Consider the following 18621-nt stretch of genomic DNA (forward strand, 5'->3'; position numbering starts at 1 on the left):
ACAAACAGAGCGGCTCGATAGCCCTCCTCGATAAGAAAGCCGATTACCGCCTCAGCACAATAACACGGCTGGCCCGCTGTCCGGGTCCTCATAGGGTAATGGCTGAGCGGTGTTGTAATCGGCAATCAGCTCACGGGCGCGCAAAGCATCCTCGTCGCGAACGGCAATACCTAGCAGCCCGATGGCAGGCAACTCGCCAATGGCGCCCATCAAATGGCGGCCTGCGAGATGCGCCTCAATACCTTCACTGTCCAGCATAGCCAATAGCACTTCTGCTTCCAGAAGATCTCGCGGCTCATAGATTCTGTGCATTATTCATCCTCTCGCCGGCTCTCAAGAGACCATGTCGTACCCTCTGTGTGTAAGATAAAAAGGATTGGCCTGCAGCAGACAGGACAATCTTCGTAGTACGACTGATCGCCACCCGACAGGTCTACTACTGCCTCGGCAGGCTCCCCACAGTACGGGCACTCATACGGTTGGCTTTCCAGCATAATGGGCTCCGGTGCAGTATTTTTGCGATGATTGGAGTTGCCAGAGGCAACATTAACGCCGTATTCGGCTTGCATCTCTCGCTGTGCGCTCTACTATGGCCGCCACTTTGCGACACGTGTCGCCACTTGTTATTAAAAAGAGAACGATATGGGCGAGTTCGAAGCCATTCGACCCTTCAACGATACAGAAGTCCCTGCCGTATTGGCCCGACTCATCAATGATGAGCACTTCCTCGACATCCTGACCCGCTACCGTTTCCCCAAGTTGTCCAGCCCGCTTGGCTGGCTGCTCAAGCCGCTGCTGCGCCATCGGCTACGTCAGGAAGTGTCAGGCATTACCAGCGTAAGCATGCTTCAGGACAAGCTGGAGCCTTATGTCGATCGAACGATCGAGAAAGCTACCGATGGCGTGACCTATTCGGGATTAGACAATCTGCGTAGCGGCTGTGCCTACCTGTTCATGGCCAATCACCGTGACATCGTCATGGATCCGGCCTTTGTAAATTACGCCGTGTACCACGCCGGGCTGCCAACACCACGCATCGCCATTGGCGATAACCTGTTGCAGAAGCCCTTTGTCAGCGACCTGATGCGCCTGAACAAAAGTTTTATCGTGCACCGTTCCATTACCGGACGGCGTGAGAAGCTTGCGGCCTACCAGATGCTGTCGGCCTATATCAATCATTCGATCCGTCAGGACAGTCAATCCATCTGGATCGCCCAGGCTGAAGGCCGAGCCAAGGATGGAGATGATCGCACTGATTCAGCCATCCTCAAGATGTTCCACATGGGCTGCAAGGACGAGTCCTTTGCCGACATGGTAAAGGCGCTTCACATCGTGCCGGTATCGATCAGCTATGAGTACGACCCCTGCGACCTGGCAAAGGCGCGTGAACTCTATACACGTGAGACCACCGGAACCTATACCAAGGCCCCCGGTGAGGACGACGTCAGCATTGCCTTGGGCATCACGGGTTACAAGGGTCGCGTACATGTGGAGTTTGGCGAGATGCTGACGGGCGAGTTCAGTGACGCCAGGCAGCTGGCGACCGAAATGGATCGCCGTATCCTAACCAACTACCACCTGTTCCCTTCTAACCATCTGGCTTACGAGCGATGGGACGGTCGTGACGAAACACTGGCTGTGCCGCCAGCAGAAAGCCTTTTTACTGCCGATGAATTGGAAGAGGCTCGGCAAAAGTGGCAGGACCGATTAAACAACTGCCCTGCGGAGTATCGTCTTCAGATGATTCGCCAATATGCTCAGCCTGTACTGAACAAGTACAGGCTTCTGGCAGGACGGCCACTGGATTGAACCCACCAAACAAAAAGCCCCGATAAGGGGCTTTTTAGTGCAAGGGATTATTGCCCGTTGAGCACCTGACCAATTGTCTGGTCTTTGAAGACCCGGGTCAGCGCATCGCTCAGCACATCGCTGACCAGCTTGGTATTGGTCGCCGTGTTGGGCGCCATGCCAAAGCGCTGCTCCAACGAGGCACCATAGCGGCCAGTGTAACTGCGCACACTGTTACGCACGTCAACCTTGAACGTGGCACCGATATTGGCGGAGGTCACGTACAGCTCCTTGGGCGATTGATACTTCAGTTCAGCCAAGGTCAGTGTCAACTGGGGAGCATTGTAGGCATTGGGCGTAGGCGTGAAGCCCAGCAGACGAACCGCTGACTCCGCTTCAGCCTGAAGCTTTGGAATGACATCGTTGCTCTGGACCGACACGGTACTGGTTTCAGGATATAAACCGCCCCGGGTTCCGAGCGAGAATGACGAGCGACCGTCCACGACACGTACTGAAACAGGCTGCCCATGCCCTACTGCAGCCATTGGCGCTGTCAGTTTGGGTTGCGGACTCAATTGCTGTGGACTGCTGGCACAGCCGGCGATAGCCAGCCCGGCAACAGCGATCAGACCAAGCAACAAGCGATTGCGCATGTTCTACTCCATCTTAATGTAGGTCGTTGATGGCAGGCAGTATACCCAGCCTATGGGTGCCTGACAGCACTGTGTAAGCCACTGCGAGCGAAACGCTGCAGGCGGCTTAGCCCTGTGCTCAAATAAGCGCATCAATTCGCCCGTGAGACGCACCATGCCGATAAGACGCGCAACGCCCAAGGACATTCCCTTGCTGGTCGAAATCTGGGAACGAGCCGTCAGGGCAACTCATTATTTTCTAGCGGAAGATGACATCGACTTTTTCCGCCCCCTGATCCAGGACAGCTATCTGCCCAGCCTGGAAACCTGGATTAGCGTCTCCGATGATAATCAGCCTGTCGGGTTCATCGCACTTACCCAGTCATGTGTGGACATGCTCTTTATCGAGCCAGCTCGTCATGGACAGGGTTATGGGAAACGCCTTTTACACCATGCCTTCACGCTGTATGGGCACCTGACGGTAGACGTCAACGAGCAGAACAATGCAGCCACAGGCTTCTACTTGGCACAGGGATTCATCATTACAGGACGCTCTGACATCGATAGCCAGGGCAAGCCCTACCCTATTCTGCATCTTAGACAGCAGGTATGAAAAAGCCCGCGTCTTTTTCAAGAGGCGGGCTTTTCTAGAGCAGGTACTCAGGCATGTACGCCGCGTACCGCATCCACATATGGCTCAGCTTTGCGATGAGCGCGGATCAGATCGATGAAGTCTTGACCCTCTGCATCACGAGCGTCCAGGTCATAACCCGCTTCAACGAAGAAACCAACGAAACGTTCGAAGTCGTCAGCTCTCAACCCACGGTATGCCTTTACCAACTTATGCAGGGAAGGCGGCGTATCATCGGCCGGTTCGACTGCGAGAAACAGCTTGATCTTATCATCGCTGATTTCCTCGCCGATTACCTGCTTTTTGTCCTTACGCATCGCAAAGTACCTGTGCGGAAAACGAGAGTGCCGCATATTACTCCGGCCCACCCCGTCACTCAACGCCCAAAATAATGCTCAGCCGAGCGGTCAGGACTCGAAGCGGGCCGCCATCCAGTCTCGATAGGCCTGGGTTCCCGGCTCGCCCTCACGCGGCGCCCAGGGACCATACTCGTTATCCTGCAAGGCCTGGAAAGGCCCTGCCTTGCATTCAAAGATAACCGTATCCGGCTCAAGGACCACCAGGGAGTGATAGAGCCCTGGCGGAAAATCGACCCCCACACAATCCCCACCCGCTTCAAGCAGGCGCTGGCCGGTAAGACCGCCCTGTTCATCAAAGAACAGAACACCAATACGTCCTTTAAGCACCAGCAGGGTTTCAGCCTTGGTCAGATCCAGATGCCGATGAGGCGCAATGTAGGTATCAGGCTGCATGCCGATCGACAGGCGATGACACGGCTCGTCCATGGTGTGAAAACCATGATGATGACGCAGGCGTGGGCTATTCGCCGCCTGCTGAGTAAGGCCGGCGAACAGAGCGTGGTCAATGAACGCCGGACCTCGCATATCAGAGACCTTTGACCGCGTAGATACCGGGCGCGTTACGCCAGTAGCCCTTGTAGTCCATGCCGTAGCCAAAGATGTAACGATCAATGCAGGACAGCCCGGCATAAGTCGCTTTCAAGCCAGGAACAGCCTTACGATCGTGATCCTTGTCGATCAATACCGCGGTATGAACGGCCTTGGCGCCAGCATGTTTACAGAATTCGATGATGGCATTAAGCGTATGCCCTTCGTCGAGAATGTCATCGACGATCAGCACATCGCGATCAATAAAGGAGATTTCCGGCTTGGCCTTCCAGAATAGCTCACCGCCGGTCGTCTGATTACGATAACGGGTTGCATGCAGATAAGACATTTCCAATGGGAAATGAAGCTTGGTTGCCAGCTTGCCGGCAAAGATCAGACCGCCATTCATCACGCAGAATACAACAGGATTGCGGTCAGCCAAATCAGCCGTAATCGCCTCGGCCACCTTGCCAATCGCAGCTTCTACCTGACTTTCGTCAAACAGGCAGTCAGCCTCCGTCATGACGTTACGGATATGATCGAGATCGGCGGACATACGGGACTCTCCAGACATGATACGCACCTGCCTGCAGGGCAGGCTTGGGTAAAAGGCGGCAAAGTTACCGGGCTAACCGTCGGCGAGCAAGCCAATCGTGACAAAACATCTGCCCGAAACAGACCCTAATGATTTAATCTAGCGTAATTTTGCCAGTACGCCGGAGACCATTCCCATGCCCATTCATGAAATTCGACATCCGCTGATCCGCCATAAACTTGGATTAATGCGGCGGGCTGATATTAGTACCAAAAATTTTCGGGAATTGGCACAAGAAGTCAGCGCCCTGCTCACCTATGAGGCCACCAAAGACCTGCCTGTCGAAAACGTTGATATCGAAGGCTGGTGTGGCACCGTAGCGGTCGAGAAGATTTCTGGCAAGAAGGTAACCGTTGTTCCTATCCTGCGCGCGGGTATCGGCATGCTGGATGGTGTGCTCAGCCTCATTCCCAGTGCAAAGGTCAGCGTAATCGGTCTGGCTCGTAATGAGGAGACCCTGGAAGCCCATACATACCTGGAAAAGCTCGTGGGTGAGCTAGATCGCCGCCTGGCACTGATCATCGATCCGATGCTGGCGACTGGCGGTTCCCTGATTGCCACCATCGATATGCTCAAGAAAGCAGGCGCCAAAGAAGTACGTGCCCTGGTCCTTGTAGCGGCACCGGAAGGCATTGCCGCAGTCGAGAAGGCGCATCCCGATGTCAGCATCTATACAGCGTCTATAGATCAGCGCCTGGATGAGCATGGCTACATCCTGCCTGGACTTGGCGATGCCGGTGACAAGATTTTTGGCACCAAGCAAAAGGACACCTGATCGTGCAGTCTCATAACGATCCGCTATGGCGACAGATCTTGTCTGGCGCACAAATGCTATTTGTCGCCTTTGGCGCACTGGTTCTGATGCCGCTCATTACCGGCATGGATCCAAACGTTGCGCTATTTACTGCCGGATTGGGTACGCTCTTGTTCCACCTTGTGACAGGCCGGCAGGTGCCGGTCTTCCTGGCATCAAGTTTTGCATTTATCGCACCAATCATCGCGGCCAAGGCCGAGTTCGGGCTGCCTTCCGTACTCGGCGGGGTCGTAGCGGCAGGTTTTGTGTATACCTTCCTGGGTGTGGCCGTTAAGCTCAAAGGCATCGGCTTTATTGATCGGCTTCTGCCTCCGGTCGTAATCGCACCGGTCATTATCTCCATCGGTCTTGGTATGTCTCCTGTCGCAGCCAATATGGCCATGGGCAAGGCCGGCGATGGCAGCGCACAACTGGTCCCCTACGCTACCGCCATGCTGGTTTCGATGCCTGCGCTGATAACCACGCTGATTGTGGCTATCTACGGTCGCGGCATTTTCAAGCTGGTGCCAATCCTGGCAGGCATTATCGTAGGTTACATCCTCGCGTTCGTGTTTGGTCTGGTGCACACCGACACCATTGCTGCTGCACCTTGGCTGGCTGTTCCCAACTTCGTCGCACCTGAATTCCACTGGGGCGCAATTCTGTTCATGGTGCCGGTTGCCTTGGCACCGGCTATTGAGCATGTAGGGGGTGTGATTGCCGTAGGCGGCGTCACTGGCAACAACTACCTGAAAAAGCCTGGCCTGCACCGCACCCTGCTGGGGGACGGGATCGCCACTTCCTCGGCGGGCTTGCTGGGTGGACCACCCAACACTACCTATGCCGAAGTAACCGGCGCAGTCATGCTAACCAAGAACTACAATCCCAAGATCATGCTATGGGCAGCTGGCTTCGCTATGTCCCTGGCCTTTGTTGGTAAGTTTGGCGCTGCCTTGCAGAGTATTCCTGTGCCCGTCATGGGCGGCATTCTCTGCCTGCTGTTCGGTTCGATTGCCGTGGTCGGTCTGAATACCTTGATTCGCCATCAGGTTGATCTGTCCGAGGCACGTAATCTTGTGATCGTGTCGGTCACGCTAGTGTTCGGTATCGGTGGTATCGTGATCGGCAACGGCGAGGTAGGCCTGAAAGGCATTTCGCTATGCGGTATCGTGGCTATTGGACTGAACCTGCTTTTACCTGGGCATAACCACTGGCGTAAAGATGCACCGCCGCCGGATAGCCTTCTGTAATACTAAAAAGCCCCGCTAGAGCGGGGCTTTTTAGCTTCAGATCTTTGGCTCAAACCGCACGGGGTACACGCTCACACAAGGTAGTAAGTGCATCAACCCAGGCGGGATGGTCATTCAGGCACGGCACCAGGACCAACTCCTGACCGCCAGCCTCCTCAAATTGCTCCTTACCACGCATGCCAATTTCTTCCAGCGTCTCGATACAGTCCGCCACAAACGCCGGGCACATTACCAAAAGGCGTTTTACACCCTTGGCGGCCAGCTCATCGAGACGCACCTCGGTATAAGGCTCTATCCACTTGGCGCGCCCAAGACGCGACTGGAACGAGAAAGACCACTGGTCCGGCTTTAGCCCTGCTTCGCGAGCGAACCCTTCTGCGGTACGAATACATTGGGCCCGGTAGCAGCTTTCCAAAACCGCGCCCTTGGCATTCTGACAGCAATCAGCACCTTTCAGGCAATGAGTGCCGCTTGGATCGGATTTGTGCAAATGCCGCTCCGGCAGGCCATGAAAGCTCATCAACACGTGATCAAACGGCTGCTGGAAATAGGATTTGGTACTTTCGACCAGCGCCTCAAGGTATTCAGGCTGGTCGTAAAACGGTGGCAGCACATGCATCTTCAATTTCAGCTGCTGCTCCAGAATGACCTTGCGTGCCATTTCCAAGGCTGTCGTAACAGTGCTATCTGCAAACTGGGGATAAAGCGGTACGAATGTGACCTGAGTAACGCCCTGCTTTGCCAGCTTGACCAACGCGGACTCGATGGAAGGCTCGCCATACCGCATCGCCAGCTCTACCGGACCGTGATCCCACTTGGGACGCATAGCTTCCTGCAAGCGACGACTAAGCACGACCAGTGGAGAGCCCTCCTCCCACCAGATGGACGAATAGGCATGGGCTGAGGCTGCCGGGCGCTTTGCCAGGATCAAGGAGACCAGCAGACGGCGCATGGGCCATGGCAGGTCTATTACATAGGGATCCATCAGGAACTGGTTGAGATAACGCCGCACATCAGGCACCGACGTCGAAGCCGGAGAGCCGAGGTTGACAAGCAGTAATGCGTGATCAGTCATGAATCATCCTTATCGCGCAGCAGGTCATTCAATGCCGCGTCCAAATCGGTAAAGCGGAAGGTATAGCCTGCATCCAGCAGTCGCTGAGGCAAGGCTCTCTGCCCACCCAGCAGCAGACTCGACATCTCTCCCATCAGGCGCAAGGCAAATGCGGGAACAGGTATCCGGGCAGGACGGTGCAGTACCCGTCCTAGAGCCTGTGCAAAGTCGGCATTACGTACCGGTTGTGGTGAGCACAGATTATAAGGGCCATTAGCCGACGCCTGGTTCAGAAGAAAATCGATAGCCCCGATTTGATCTTTCAAATGAATCCAGGGCATCCACTGCCGTCCACTCCCCAGGCGCCCACCCAGCCCCAGGCGGAACATCGGTAAAAGACGCTGCATGAAACCATCATCTGACGCCAGCACCAGTCCCGTTCGAAGGCTGACAACACGCACCCCCAGGGCCTTCGCCTCGTTGGCAATCTGCTCCCAGGCCAGGCACAGCTCACTGGCAAAATCATGTCCTGGAACGGCGCCCTCTTCCTTGAGTGGCTTCTCGCCTCCATCGCCATACCATCCCACAGCAGAACCGGAGAGCAATACCCGAGGCGGCTGTGGCTGCGCGCCCATCCAGTCCACCAGCGACTCGGTCAGGGCAATCCGGCTTCGCCACAATTCGGCTTTACGCGACGAAGTCCAGGGCTTATCTGCAATAGGGGCGCCAGCCAAGTTGACAATAGCATCGACCGGCTCGCCATTGATCTCGTCCAAGCGGGCTACTCCGCGTACAGCGGCACCACATTCGCGCGTTACTTTATCGGGCGAACGGCTTAGCACGGTCAGACTGTGCCCTTTCGTCAGCCAGTCATGGCACAGCGCCCGACCAATCAAGCCTGTACCGCCGGTCAGCACTATATGCATGTCGTCGTTCCTTCTTCATTTGGGGCTACATTAACGCGTCGCGCTGAAGACCTCTTCAGGTTTGTTTGTTAAGGTCATAGTGCAACTGGATCAGCTTTGTCACAGTCGTATTCGTAGAGCCTGCTTAATTGCAAAACGTTCGTCGACAGGTTCTGCCAAGACAAGCGAGGCCTTTCATGACAGCACCCATCGCCATCATCGGCGCCGGCATCGCCGGGCTTTCCGCCGCTCATGTTCTCAACACGGCAGGACATGAGGTTCATCTGTTCGAAAAAAGCCGTGGAAGTGGAGGCCGTATGGCCAGCAAGCGGAGCGATGTCGGCTCGCTTGACCTGGGGGCCCAATATTTCACCGCCCGTGACCGTCGCTTCATTGATGCGGTCAATCAGTGGCGCGCCAAAGGCTGCGTTGCAGAATGGGACCCAGCCCTGTACCAGTACCGCGCAGGCGCACTTACGCCCTCTCAGGATGAGCAACCGCGCTGGGTGGGTACGCCCCGCATGAGCGCCATTACGCGCGCCATGGTCGGCGACCTGCCGGTATCGTTTGGCTGTCGAATTACAGAGGCGTTCCGTGGCCCCCAACATTGGTCCCTGCAGGATGCAGAAGGACACAATCACGGGCCTTTCAGTCACGTGATAATCGCAATCCCCGCTCCTCAAGCGACGCCGCTGTTGGCAACGGCACCCAAGCTTGCAGCAGTCGCCGCTGGTGTCGTGATGGATCCAACCTGGTCGGCTGCATTGGCTTTCAAGACGCCTCTTGAGACGCGCGTTGAAGGCTGCTTCGTCCAAGAAGGCGAGCTTGACTGGTTTGCCCGCAACCGCTGTAAGCCCGGTCGAGAGGCGGACTATGACACCTGGGTTCTCCACGGAACTAGTGCCTGGAGCCGAGCGCACCTGGATGCCTCCAAGGAGCAGGTTATCGAACAGCTTCATGGAGCGTTCGCGGAAATCATTGGCTGCGCAGTTCCTGAACCGGCGTTTACGCTGGCCCATCGCTGGTTGTATGCACGTCCGGCGCAAAGCCATCAGTGGGGCGCGCTGGCTGATGCCGATTTGGGCATTTATGCCTGTGGAGACTGGTGTGGTACAGGTCGTGTAGAAGGTGCGTGGCTGAGCGGCTTCGACGCGGCCAGTCGCTTGCTTGATCATCTGCAATGAGCTCATCCAGCGCCGCGCAAGGCTCGCGGCGCTCTGTATCCTGCCTACCTTGCGTCTGATTTGTCGAATTATCACGACCACCTCTGGTCAATAATCATATTGAACTTGTACAAGAATAATAGTTTGTATAAGTTTTGTACGTTCAATTTTGGAGGTGGCGCATGCCTTTTCGCCAATCGACGTCATTACCTCGCCCTAAACTAGGGATCAGCGCCTGTCTATTAGGGGAGCCGGTTCGCTATAACGGCGGGCATAAAGAATCCCGTTTATGCAGTCATACCTTTGCTGAGCATTTTGATTTCGTGCATGTCTGCCCGGAAATGGCAATTGGCCTGGGGACGCCTCGTGAGCCGATTCGCCTGGTGGGTACGCCCGAGCAGACTCGAGCTGTAGGGACGGTCAATCGAGAACTGGATGTCACTGACGCGCTTGCAGATTATGGCAGGAAAATGGCTGCTGAACTGGATGACCTCTCCGGTTTTATCTTTATGCAAAAGTCTCCTTCCTGCGGGGTAGAACGCGTAAAAATCTATTCGGAACATGGCATGCCTAGTCAGCCTGAAGGCCAGGGCGTATTCGCCCGCGTCTTTTGTGAGCTGCGCCCAGAGCTGCCTGTTGAAGAAGCAGGCCGACTAAACGACCCGGTTCTTCGAGAAAACTTTGTCACACGGGTATTTGCCTATGCCCAGTGGCAGCAGTTATTGCAGGAAGGGCTGACGCGAAAAGCAATTTTAAGTTTTCATTCCCGCTATAAGTATCAGCTGATGGCCAACCATCCTGAGCAGTTCAGAACGTTAGGACGCATGCTGGGTGAGATTGGACTGCATGATCCGAATGAACTGGGGCCGCGCTACTTCAAGGGCGTCATGAGCGCGCTCAAGCGCTGTGCTACCCGAGGCACGCATTGCAACGTGCTCTATCACCTGTTCGGGTATCTGAGAAATGCGCTTAGTCCGGCAGACAAACAAGAGATGCAGCGTCTGATCGAGCAGTACCACAGCGGTATTGTTCCACTGGTTGTGCCTTTAACACTGCTCAAGCATCACTTCCGCCGCCATCCTCATGATTATGTGATTGAGCAGTCCTACATGCAGCCACACCCGGAAGACTTGAGCCTAAGAAATGCCATCTGATATGCAACCTCTACCCCACCCGCCCTCTGCCGAAACCGAAGGGGACGGCGACTACCAAGCCGCCTTGAATGAAGGTTGGCTTCCTATACGCGAGGTTGCTCGCCGCACAGGCGTTAATGCCGTCACCCTTCGTGCCTGGGAGCGGCGTTATGGCTTGATCATTCCCAAGCGTACGCCTAAAGGCCACCGGCTTTATGGCGAAAGCCATATCGAGCGGATCAAGAATATCCTGGCTTGGATTAACCGCGGTGTTGCCGTTGGCCAGGTCAAGACACTTCTGGACAGCCAACGACCTCTTTCATCGCCCAATGATACGCCTTGGGTCTCGCTACGCCAGGAAATGCTGGACGCGACTCGTGAACTGGCGGGTCGGCGCCTGGATGAGGCTTACAACCGTACAGCTGCCCTCTATCCACCGCGGGTGTTATGCGAGCAGTTGCTGATGCCACTGGTTGAACACCTTGAGCAGCACCGCAAAGCGCCCTTGATCGGCCCCTTGGAGCAATCCTTTTTCCTTTCCTGGCTACGCAGCAAGCTTGGCGCGCGGATTTATCACAACAATTATCAGCTCAAGGGACAACCCGTTCTTTTCGCCAGTCTGGCAGAAACGCCCATGAACGCAGGACTATGGCTTAGCGCCTGGCTGCTGAGTAATGCCGATTGCCCCATTGAAACACTGGAATGGCCGCTTGCGCTGGACACCTATGCACTTGCAGCAGAACGTATGTCTCCGCGCGGGCTTGTTCTGTATTTGAACGCCCCGCTGGAGTCACAACAGACACAGCAGTTACGAAAGCTGGCCGAGACGTGTGTCATGCCACTCATTGTTGCCGGTCCGGCTGCCAAGCTGTTGGATGACGTTAGCAAGACCGCATTGAATGTTGCCTACGATCCTCTGGATGTTTTTAGTCGCCTTCAGGCGTTAGGGTTGATGGCAGAGCACGTATGACCCAACTTGTTTGGTTCCGTACCGATCTTCGTGTACGGGACAATACAGCACTGACCGCAGCCTGTGCGGCCGGTCCAGCGCTGGCTATTTATTTACTGACTCCCGGACAATGGCAAGAACACGATGACTCGCCAGCCAAGGTCGACTTCTGGCACCGTAATCTGAAAACTCTAACTGAAGCACTAAAGACACTCAACATTCCGTTATTAATCCGCCAGGTCCCCCGGTGGACAGATGCAGCGCCTGTTCTCGTCAAAACATGCCAGGAGTATGGAATTCATACTGTTCATGCCAATACAGAATACGGCATCAATGAGCAGCGCCGTGACGAGGCAGTCAACCAGGCTTTGAGCGGTTACTATGTTGATTTTCAGCGACATCTGGATCAGCTCTTCTTCGAGCCTGGATCAGTACTGACGAAAAAGGGCGGCTACTTCAAGGTCTTTGGTCAGTTTCGTAAAACCTGCCTTACGCTTCTGCAACATAGCCTTCCGCCTCTTCATTTACCGCCTCGTCCTCAGGCCCTGCGAAATATTGAGTCAGATGCCGTACCTGACCAGATAACCACCTATCCCGCAGTTTCAAGGTTAATACAGCAGCATTGGCCTGCCGGTGAAAACGAAGCACACGCCAGATTGAGCCGCTTTGTAGATGAGCGCATGGAGGTTTATCACCATGACCGCAACTTCCCCGCTCGCCCTGGTACCAGCGAGCTGTCTGCGTATCTTGCAGCTGGCGTACTATCACCTCGTCAATGCCTGCATGCTGTACTAAGCGCCAATCAAGGCGAACTGACCACCGGAGCGCCGGGCGCATCAAGCTGGATCGATGAGTTGCTATGGCGAGAGTTCTATAAGCATATCCTGGTGGGCTACCCCCATGTTTCGATGAGCCGAGCCTTTCACCGGCACACCGAAGCGCTTCCCTGGCGGCGAGACGAGAATGACCTCCGGGCATGGAAGCACGGCAAAACCGGCATTCCGATCATTGACGCCGCCATGCGCCAGATGTTGGAAACAGGCTGGATGCATAATCGGCTACGCATGATTGCAGCAATGTTTCTCACCAAGAACCTGCTGATCGACTGGCGTGAGGGTGAGCGCTGGTTCATGCAGAACCTGATTGATGGCGATTTAGCTGCCAATAATGGCGGCTGGCAATGGAGCGCCTCGACCGGTACCGATTCCGTACCCTACTTTCGAATATTCAATACCTATTCTCAATCAGAACGGTTCGATCCCAAGGGTCAATTCATTCGTACTTGGGTTCCAGAACTGGCAATGCTCGATAGCAAGGCTATTCACAACCCGTTCAAAAAGGGTCAGCGTGCTATCAAGGACTACCCAGCGCCTATCGTAGAGGTCACGGAGAGTCGTGAGCGCGCCTTGGCAGCATTCAGAAATCTCCCCAAGCCAGATAAAGGCCAGGCATGAAAAAGCCGGACTTAAAGTCCGGCTCTGGCAAAACGACTGCTATCAGATCGTGTGGCTGTAGAACAGCGCGTAGGATTCGATACCGTCGTTAGGCTTTTTAATACCAGCATTGGAGTAATGGGTTGCGCGAATGCCCACTCGCTGGGTTTCGCCGATCTTCACGCCAGCGCCAATGCGGTCTTCAAAGTTGAAGGCTGAGCCCAGATCCTTTTCGCCGACACGAGTGCTCGAAAAGACAGACACACCAATACCGGCTTCGATAAAGGGCTTAACAGAGCCATTACCGAATTCGTATACGAACACAGGTGCAAAAGACAAAGAGTGCTTGGCAGAAGAGTAATGGTCAGCGCCTTCCCAATAGGTGTAGCCAGCATCCCAATAACCTGTCAGTCGTCCTGTGGACGTCTCCCACCAGCTCTTGTTCCAATCAAAGCCCACACCCACGCGATAGGTCATATCACCCTGGCCTGTTGCGCCAATAGCACCAGATATTTCGGCGGCTTGGGCGGAAAGCATGGATCCGGCAGAAAGCGCGGCTGCAATGGCCAGCGGAAGCAATTTTTTCATCTGAAAGTCCTTGTATTAATTTGTAACACGTCAACCTTACATTATGGGAGACACTTTTCATCCTGAAAAGATAGCAAACTAACTGTTTTCAGAAAGACAGCGTTTCCACTGACGCAACTTTACCCCATAGGCTAGGCAAGACCGCCGAAAACTGCTCGACATCTCCACTCGTCCAGAAACGGCATTCTGAAGGAGCTCCCGTCGCCATCTGGTTTCGCTCATGGATCAACGAACCGAGTCGACGCGCAACAGCCGAGCCGGTATCGATAAGAGTAATCCCGGCAGGCAGCAGTTCCTTTAACAAAGGCTTTAAAAAAGGATAATGCGTACAGCCTAAAATGATCGTGTCACAGCCGGCAGCTAACAGTGGCGTGACATATCCCTTCAACAATGCTCGTGTAACAGGCCCCGTCAGGTCACCAATTTCCACTTGCTCGACCAAGCCTGGGCAAGGTTGGGTTATGACCTCTACCGTGCTGGCGAAACGGTCCAGCAAGGCAGCGAACCGCGCACTTTGAAGCGTTCCGGTTGTTGCCAGAACCCCAACGACCCCTGATCTTGTTGCTGAAGCAGCCGGTTTTACGGCGGGCTCCATCCCTACAATGGGCCACTGCGCATGGCGCTCACGTAGATCGTTCACAGCAGCCACTGTAGCGGTATTGCATGCCAGCACCATTGCCTTGGCACCTTGCCCAAGAAAGAACTCAGCCACGCGCTGGCAACGTTCACGGATAAAAGCCGGTTCCTTTTCTCCATAGGGGATATGCGCGCAATCTGCTACATATAAAAGCGACTCACCAGGCAAAAGACTATGGATTTCGCGCAGGACAGACAGCCCACCTACACCAGAATCAAAGACGCCAATAGGCGCATTACTGGGCATGGCGTTTTCCACACACCTCACAAGCCGGGTCACGACGTACCTTCAGCTCTCTGAAACGAGATGTGAGCGCATCGACCAATACCAGACGTCCCACTAGCGGAGAGCCGAACTCTGCAATTAACTTCAAGGCCTCCAGTGCCTGAAGGCTACCAACCAGCCCTACTAGAGGCCCGATGACACCTGCCTCGCTGCACGTCAACTCCGCCTCGCTACCATGACCGTAAAGGCAGTGATAGCAAGGGCTTTCTTCGCGTCTTGGATCGAATACGCTGAGCTGTCCCTCAAGTCGAATGGCCGCACCACTTACCAAAGGCCGCCTGGCTGATACGCAAGCGGCATTGACCGCCTCTCGGGTAGAAAAATTATCCGAGCAGTCCAAGACCACATCTACTTGCCCGACCGCAGATGCCAGGGAGTCGGCATCCAATGCAGAACGGTGAGCTATATAAGTAATTTCAGGATTGATGGCCTGTAGCCGATCCAACGCTGAATCGACCTTACTACGACCCACGTGTGTGGTGTCGTGTATGACCTGTCGTTGCAGATTGGTCATATCGACCGTATCAAAGTCGGCCAGATGTAACTCGCCAATACCTGCTGCTGCCAGATACAACGCAACTGGGGAGCCCAAGCCGCCTAGCCCAACTATCAACGCCTTGGCGTGTTTGAGCCGCAGCTGCCCTTCTATATCAATCTGGGAAAGCAGGATTTGCCGACTGTAGCGCAGCAGTTCCGCATCGGTCAGCACGGTAACTGTCCCAATGTAATGCGCTCATGTCCAGCCAGATCACGGCGGCTCTCAACCGATATAAAGCCTTGAGCAGTCAGTAGCGCGCTAACGGCTGGCGCCTGATCGAACCCATGCTCCAAGAGCAGCCATCCATTCGGCAGCAAATGATCCGGTGCCTGTTGAACGATAAGGCGAATATCATCCAGGCCGTCATCACCGGCTACCAACGCAGAGGTAGGCTCATAGCGAACATCCCCTTGAACAAGATGCGGGTCATCTTCGGGAATATAGGGAGGATTACTAACGATCACGTCAAAGCGCTCTTGGGTAAGCGCTGCAAACCAATGACTCTGCCGAAAAGATGCATTCGGAATATTGAGTCGTGCTCTATTGCGCTCGGCAAGCGCGACCGCACCGGTCACCCGGTCCACTCCCATTACCTGCCATTGCGGGCGCTCGTGGGCCAGGGCTAGAGCAATGGCACCGGTACCCGTCCCAAGATCCAGCACACGCCTTTGTTCGGCTCCCTCCAAGGCCAGTGTGGTTTCAACCAGAAGCTCCGTATCAGGACGCGGTATCAAGGTGTCAGGCGACACCTCCAGATCAAGCGACCAGAAACCCTGATGGCCTAGAATATAAGCTATAGGCTCCCCGTCCCGACGACGTTCGATAAAGGAGCCATAAAGATCCTTGGCCTCACGCGTCACGATACGCTCAGGCCAGGTACGCAGGAAGCTACGCGGTTTTCCTAACGCAGCCGCTAGTAGTAATTCAGCATCCAGGCGCTCGCTGGGTGAGTCCGGCAGGCGCGCCTCCTTGAGCAATGCCCCGATAGTGGCCATATCAGTCCCCTAAGGCCGCCAGTTGGTCAGCCTGATATTCCTGCAGGAGAGGCTCGATGACTTGCTGCACCGCGCCCTCCATAACCTCGCCTAAAGAGTACAAGGTCAGGTTGATGCGGTGATCGGTCACACGACCCTGTGGAAAATTGTAGGTCCGGATGCGCTCGGAACGATCCCCCGAGCCTACCAGCAATTTACGGGTGCTGGCGATAGCCTGCTGATGCGCCGCCTGCTGCTGATCGTTGAGCTTGGCAGCCAACCACGCCATGGCCTTGGCGCGATTCTTGTGCTGCGAGCGTTCTTCTTGACATTCGACGACAATACCGCTAGGAATGTGCGTAATACGAATAGCCGACTCGGTCTTGTTGACGTGCTGGCCACCTGCGCCAGAGGAGCGATAGGTATCAACACGCAAATCGGCCGGATTGATTTCGATAGCCGCCTGCTCGTCAGGCTCGGGTAACACAGCAACCGTACAAGCCGATGTATGAATACGCCCTTGGGATTCTGTCTCGGGAACACGCTGGACGCGGTGAGCACCGGACTCGAACTTAAGCTTGGCGTAGACGTTATCGCCCTCTACGCGGGCGATCACTTCTTTATAGCCGCCATGCTCACCCAGGTTTTCGGACATGATCTCTATGCGCCAGCCTTGACGTTCAGCATAGCGCGAGTACATACGGAACAGATCACCAGCAAAAATAGCAGCCTCATCCCCACCTGTTCCGGCACGGATTTCAAGAAAGACGTTGCGACTATCATTCGGATCGCGAGGCAACAACATCCGTTGCAGCCGCCCTTCCAGATCGACCAACGCGATTTCTGCCTGCCCAGCTTCTTCTTCGGCCATGGCACGCATATCTGGATCGCTGTCCTTTAATAAGGCACGAGCACCTTCCAAGTCGGACTGCACCTTGCGAAACTCACGAAGTGCCGCGATAACCGGCTCAATCTCTGCGTACTCCTTCGAGTACGCACGAAACTGGGTCTGATCACTGATGACATCGGCATCACCAAGTAACGCCGTCAGCTCCTCGAAACGATCATTCAATCCATCGAGCTTTTGCAGCAAAGAGGCTTTCATTTTTTATCCACGCCCTCATCGAGAGCGAACAGTTCCTGAGCCAAAGCCAACGCATCAACACGTCCTTCAGCAGATAATTTTTTGAGCTGTACACTGGGTGCATGCAGCAATTTGTTAGTCAGGCTCCGTGCTAGAGAAGCAAGCACCTGATCAGGCGCAACCCCGTTCGCTAGTTGTCGTTGTGCACGCGCCAGTTCTTCATCACGCAATTGTTCTCCCTGCTGACGATAAGCGCGCAGCACGTCTACCGCAGCCAACTCACGCAGGCGATGCATGAACTCATCAACACCTGCCAGAACCAACTTTTCAGCCGCCTGGGCAGCCCCTTGTCGACTCTTGAGGTTTTCCGTAATCACCTCATGCAAGTCATCAACGGTATAGAGATAAACGTCCTCTAACTCACTGACCTCAGGCTCAATATCGCGCGGCACGGCAATATCGACCATAAACATAGGTTTATGCTTACGCTGCTTAAGCGCTCGCTCAACCGCACCTTTGCCAAGGATAGGTAACTGACTGGCTGTAGAGCTGATCACAATATCGCTATGGGGTAGCTCTTGCGGAATATCGGCCAGCAGAATCGTATGCGCACCAAACTGCTCAGCCAAGTGATTAGCGCGCTCAAGTGTCCGGTTAGCCACCACGATTCGCTTGATGCCCTGCTCGTACAGATGCCTTGCCACCAGCGTAATGGTTTCTCCTGCTCCGATCAAAAGTGCCTGGCTGCGATTGAGATTGCTAAAGATTTGCTTAGCCAGACTGACTGCCGCAAATGCAACCGAGACTGGATTCTCACCAATTGCCGTATCCGTACGGACACTTTTAGCCGTATTGAACGTTGCCTGGAAAAGACGCCCTAACAAGGGACCTACGGTGCCTGCTTCGCGGGCCACCGCATAGGCTGACTTCATCTGACCCAGGATCTGTGGCTCGCCCAGAATCATGGAGTCCAGACCGGACGCTACTCGCATCATGTGCTGGACCGCCTCATCATCCTCGTGGATATACGCGCAGGCGCGTAGCTCATCCAGCGAAAGATGATGATAGCGAGCAAGCCATGCCAGAACGCTGTCCGCGATGGGCTGCTCCATTTCTAGGTAGAGTTCACTACGATTGCAGGTCGACAGAATGGCCGCCTCGCGACTCAGGGTCTCTCGGCACAGTTGCCGTAATGCCTCTACCATTTGCTCAGGGGTGAACGCTACACGTTCGCGTACATCCACTGAGGCGGTCTTGTGATTGATGCCAAGCGCGAGGAAAGCCATGCAGAATCGCTAAGTT

22 protein-coding genes are annotated in these 18621 nt (G+C 54.9%); 8 read left to right on the top strand and 14 right to left on the bottom strand.

Features of this window, described 5'->3' with window-relative positions:
• Positions 1 to 51: 51 nt before the first annotated feature.
• Positions 52 to 312 (bottom strand): putative signal transducing protein, encoded by a 261-nt coding sequence (locus IEX86_RS12400; protein ID WP_188866447.1) that lies wholly within the window; start codon positions 310 to 312, stop codon positions 52 to 54.
• Entirely contained in the window at positions 312 to 494 is a 183-nt protein-coding gene (locus tag IEX86_RS12405; protein WP_188866738.1) for a CPXCG motif-containing cysteine-rich protein, read from the bottom strand. Before IEX86_RS12405 ends, IEX86_RS12400 begins: the two co-directional genes overlap by 1 nt.
• A 148-nt stretch (positions 495 to 642) precedes the next feature.
• On the opposite strand from IEX86_RS12405, the gene IEX86_RS12410 reads away from it, so the two are divergent.
• Positions 643 to 1809 (top strand): 1-acyl-sn-glycerol-3-phosphate acyltransferase, encoded by a 1167-nt coding sequence (locus IEX86_RS12410; RefSeq protein WP_188866448.1) that lies wholly within the window; start codon positions 643 to 645, stop codon positions 1807 to 1809.
• A 47-nt stretch (positions 1810 to 1856) separates the two neighbouring features.
• On the opposite strand, the gene IEX86_RS12415 is transcribed toward IEX86_RS12410, so the two are convergent.
• Positions 1857 to 2441 carry a YajG family lipoprotein gene (locus tag IEX86_RS12415; protein ID WP_188866449.1) on the bottom strand — a complete coding sequence of 195 codons (585 nt, stop codon included), beginning with the start codon at positions 2439 to 2441 and terminating at the stop codon, positions 1857 to 1859.
• 154 nt (positions 2442 to 2595) lie between these two features.
• On the opposite strand from IEX86_RS12415, the gene IEX86_RS12420 reads away from it, so the two are divergent.
• On the top strand, positions 2596 to 3033 hold the full coding sequence (locus tag IEX86_RS12420) for an acetyltransferase (protein WP_188866450.1): 438 nt from the start codon (positions 2596 to 2598) through the stop codon (positions 3031 to 3033).
• A 47-nt stretch (positions 3034 to 3080) separates the two neighbouring features.
• On the opposite strand, the gene IEX86_RS12425 is transcribed toward IEX86_RS12420, so the two are convergent.
• The 3 genes from IEX86_RS12425 to IEX86_RS12435 form a co-directional block, all read right to left on the bottom strand.
• Positions 3081 to 3368: a PA4642 family protein gene (locus IEX86_RS12425; protein WP_188866451.1), complete on the bottom strand. Its 288-nt coding sequence runs from the start codon at positions 3366 to 3368 to the stop codon at positions 3081 to 3083.
• Between the two features lie 90 nt (positions 3369 to 3458).
• Complete coding sequence (locus IEX86_RS12430) at positions 3459 to 3935, bottom strand: WbuC family cupin fold metalloprotein (protein WP_188866452.1); 477 nt, start codon at positions 3933 to 3935, stop codon at positions 3459 to 3461.
• A 1-nt stretch (position 3936) separates the two neighbouring features.
• Positions 3937 to 4494: a hypoxanthine-guanine phosphoribosyltransferase gene (locus IEX86_RS12435; protein WP_188866453.1), complete on the bottom strand. Its 558-nt coding sequence runs from the start codon at positions 4492 to 4494 to the stop codon at positions 3937 to 3939.
• A gap of 175 nt (positions 4495 to 4669) precedes the next feature.
• Here IEX86_RS12435 and upp point away from each other — a divergent pair, with 175 nt between their 5' ends.
• Together upp and IEX86_RS12445 are read left to right on the top strand one after the other, a co-directional pair.
• Positions 4670 to 5308, top strand: a complete 639-nt coding sequence (gene upp, locus IEX86_RS12440; RefSeq protein ID WP_188866454.1) for a uracil phosphoribosyltransferase — start codon at positions 4670 to 4672, stop codon at positions 5306 to 5308.
• Positions 5309 to 5310: 2 nt separating this feature from the next.
• The gene (locus IEX86_RS12445; protein ID WP_373290432.1) at positions 5311 to 6576 is read left to right on the top strand and encodes a uracil-xanthine permease family protein; all 1266 of its coding nucleotides are present in this window, start codon (positions 5311 to 5313) and stop codon (positions 6574 to 6576) included.
• A gap of 49 nt (positions 6577 to 6625) precedes the next feature.
• Here the strand turns inward: IEX86_RS12445 and hemH are convergent, their stop codons facing one another.
• Both hemH and IEX86_RS12455 read right to left on the bottom strand, forming a co-directional pair.
• Positions 6626 to 7651, bottom strand: coding sequence for a ferrochelatase (gene hemH, locus IEX86_RS12450; RefSeq protein WP_188866455.1), 1026 nt, complete (start codon positions 7649 to 7651; stop codon positions 6626 to 6628).
• Positions 7648 to 8556, bottom strand: a complete 909-nt coding sequence (locus tag IEX86_RS12455; protein WP_188866456.1) for a TIGR01777 family oxidoreductase — start codon at positions 8554 to 8556, stop codon at positions 7648 to 7650. Before IEX86_RS12455 ends, hemH begins: the two co-directional genes overlap by 4 nt.
• Positions 8557 to 8732: 176 nt before the next feature.
• Between IEX86_RS12455 and IEX86_RS12460 the strand changes: the two genes are divergently transcribed.
• The 4 genes from IEX86_RS12460 to phrB all read left to right on the top strand — a co-directional run bounded on the left by IEX86_RS12460 (position 8733) and on the right by phrB (position 13234).
• Positions 8733 to 9719 (top strand): NAD(P)/FAD-dependent oxidoreductase, encoded by a 987-nt coding sequence (locus tag IEX86_RS12460; protein WP_188866457.1) that lies wholly within the window; start codon positions 8733 to 8735, stop codon positions 9717 to 9719.
• Between the two features lie 161 nt (positions 9720 to 9880).
• The gene (locus IEX86_RS12465) at positions 9881 to 10852 is read left to right on the top strand and encodes a YbgA family protein (RefSeq protein ID WP_188866458.1); all 972 of its coding nucleotides are present in this window, start codon (positions 9881 to 9883) and stop codon (positions 10850 to 10852) included.
• Between the two features lies 1 nt (position 10853).
• Positions 10854 to 11801: a MerR family transcriptional regulator gene (locus IEX86_RS12470; RefSeq protein WP_229685325.1), complete on the top strand. Its 948-nt coding sequence runs from the start codon at positions 10854 to 10856 to the stop codon at positions 11799 to 11801.
• Positions 11798 to 13234: a deoxyribodipyrimidine photo-lyase gene (gene phrB / locus IEX86_RS12475; protein ID WP_188866459.1), complete on the top strand. Its 1437-nt coding sequence runs from the start codon at positions 11798 to 11800 to the stop codon at positions 13232 to 13234. The genes IEX86_RS12470 and phrB overlap by 4 nt, the downstream gene beginning before the upstream one ends.
• 42 nt (positions 13235 to 13276) lie before the next feature.
• On the opposite strand, the gene IEX86_RS12480 is transcribed toward phrB, so the two are convergent.
• The 6 genes from IEX86_RS12480 to hemA all read right to left on the bottom strand — a co-directional run bounded on the left by IEX86_RS12480 (position 13277) and on the right by hemA (position 18605).
• Positions 13277 to 13801 (bottom strand): acyloxyacyl hydrolase, encoded by a 525-nt coding sequence (locus IEX86_RS12480; protein ID WP_188866460.1) that lies wholly within the window; start codon positions 13799 to 13801, stop codon positions 13277 to 13279.
• Positions 13802 to 13889: 88 nt separating this feature from the next.
• The gene (gene murI / locus IEX86_RS12485; protein WP_188866461.1) at positions 13890 to 14684 is read right to left on the bottom strand and encodes a glutamate racemase; all 795 of its coding nucleotides are present in this window, start codon (positions 14682 to 14684) and stop codon (positions 13890 to 13892) included.
• Positions 14674 to 15432, bottom strand: a complete 759-nt coding sequence (locus IEX86_RS12490; RefSeq protein WP_188866462.1) for a molybdopterin-synthase adenylyltransferase MoeB — start codon at positions 15430 to 15432, stop codon at positions 14674 to 14676. Before IEX86_RS12490 ends, murI begins: the two co-directional genes overlap by 11 nt.
• Entirely contained in the window at positions 15426 to 16256 is an 831-nt protein-coding gene (gene prmC, locus IEX86_RS12495) for a peptide chain release factor N(5)-glutamine methyltransferase (RefSeq protein WP_188866463.1), read from the bottom strand. The genes IEX86_RS12490 and prmC overlap by 7 nt, the downstream gene beginning before the upstream one ends.
• A gap of 1 nt (position 16257) precedes the next feature.
• Positions 16258 to 17340, bottom strand: coding sequence for a peptide chain release factor 1 (prfA, locus tag IEX86_RS12500; RefSeq protein WP_188866464.1), 1083 nt, complete (start codon positions 17338 to 17340; stop codon positions 16258 to 16260).
• Complete coding sequence (gene hemA / locus IEX86_RS12505; protein ID WP_188866465.1) at positions 17337 to 18605, bottom strand: glutamyl-tRNA reductase; 1269 nt, start codon at positions 18603 to 18605, stop codon at positions 17337 to 17339. Before hemA ends, prfA begins: the two co-directional genes overlap by 4 nt.
• Positions 18606 to 18621: the final 16 nt, after the last annotated feature.

The sequence above is a fragment of the Pseudomonas asuensis genome (genome assembly GCF_014646755.1).
Taxonomy (GTDB): domain Bacteria; phylum Pseudomonadota; class Gammaproteobacteria; order Pseudomonadales; family Pseudomonadaceae; genus Chryseomonas; species Chryseomonas asuensis.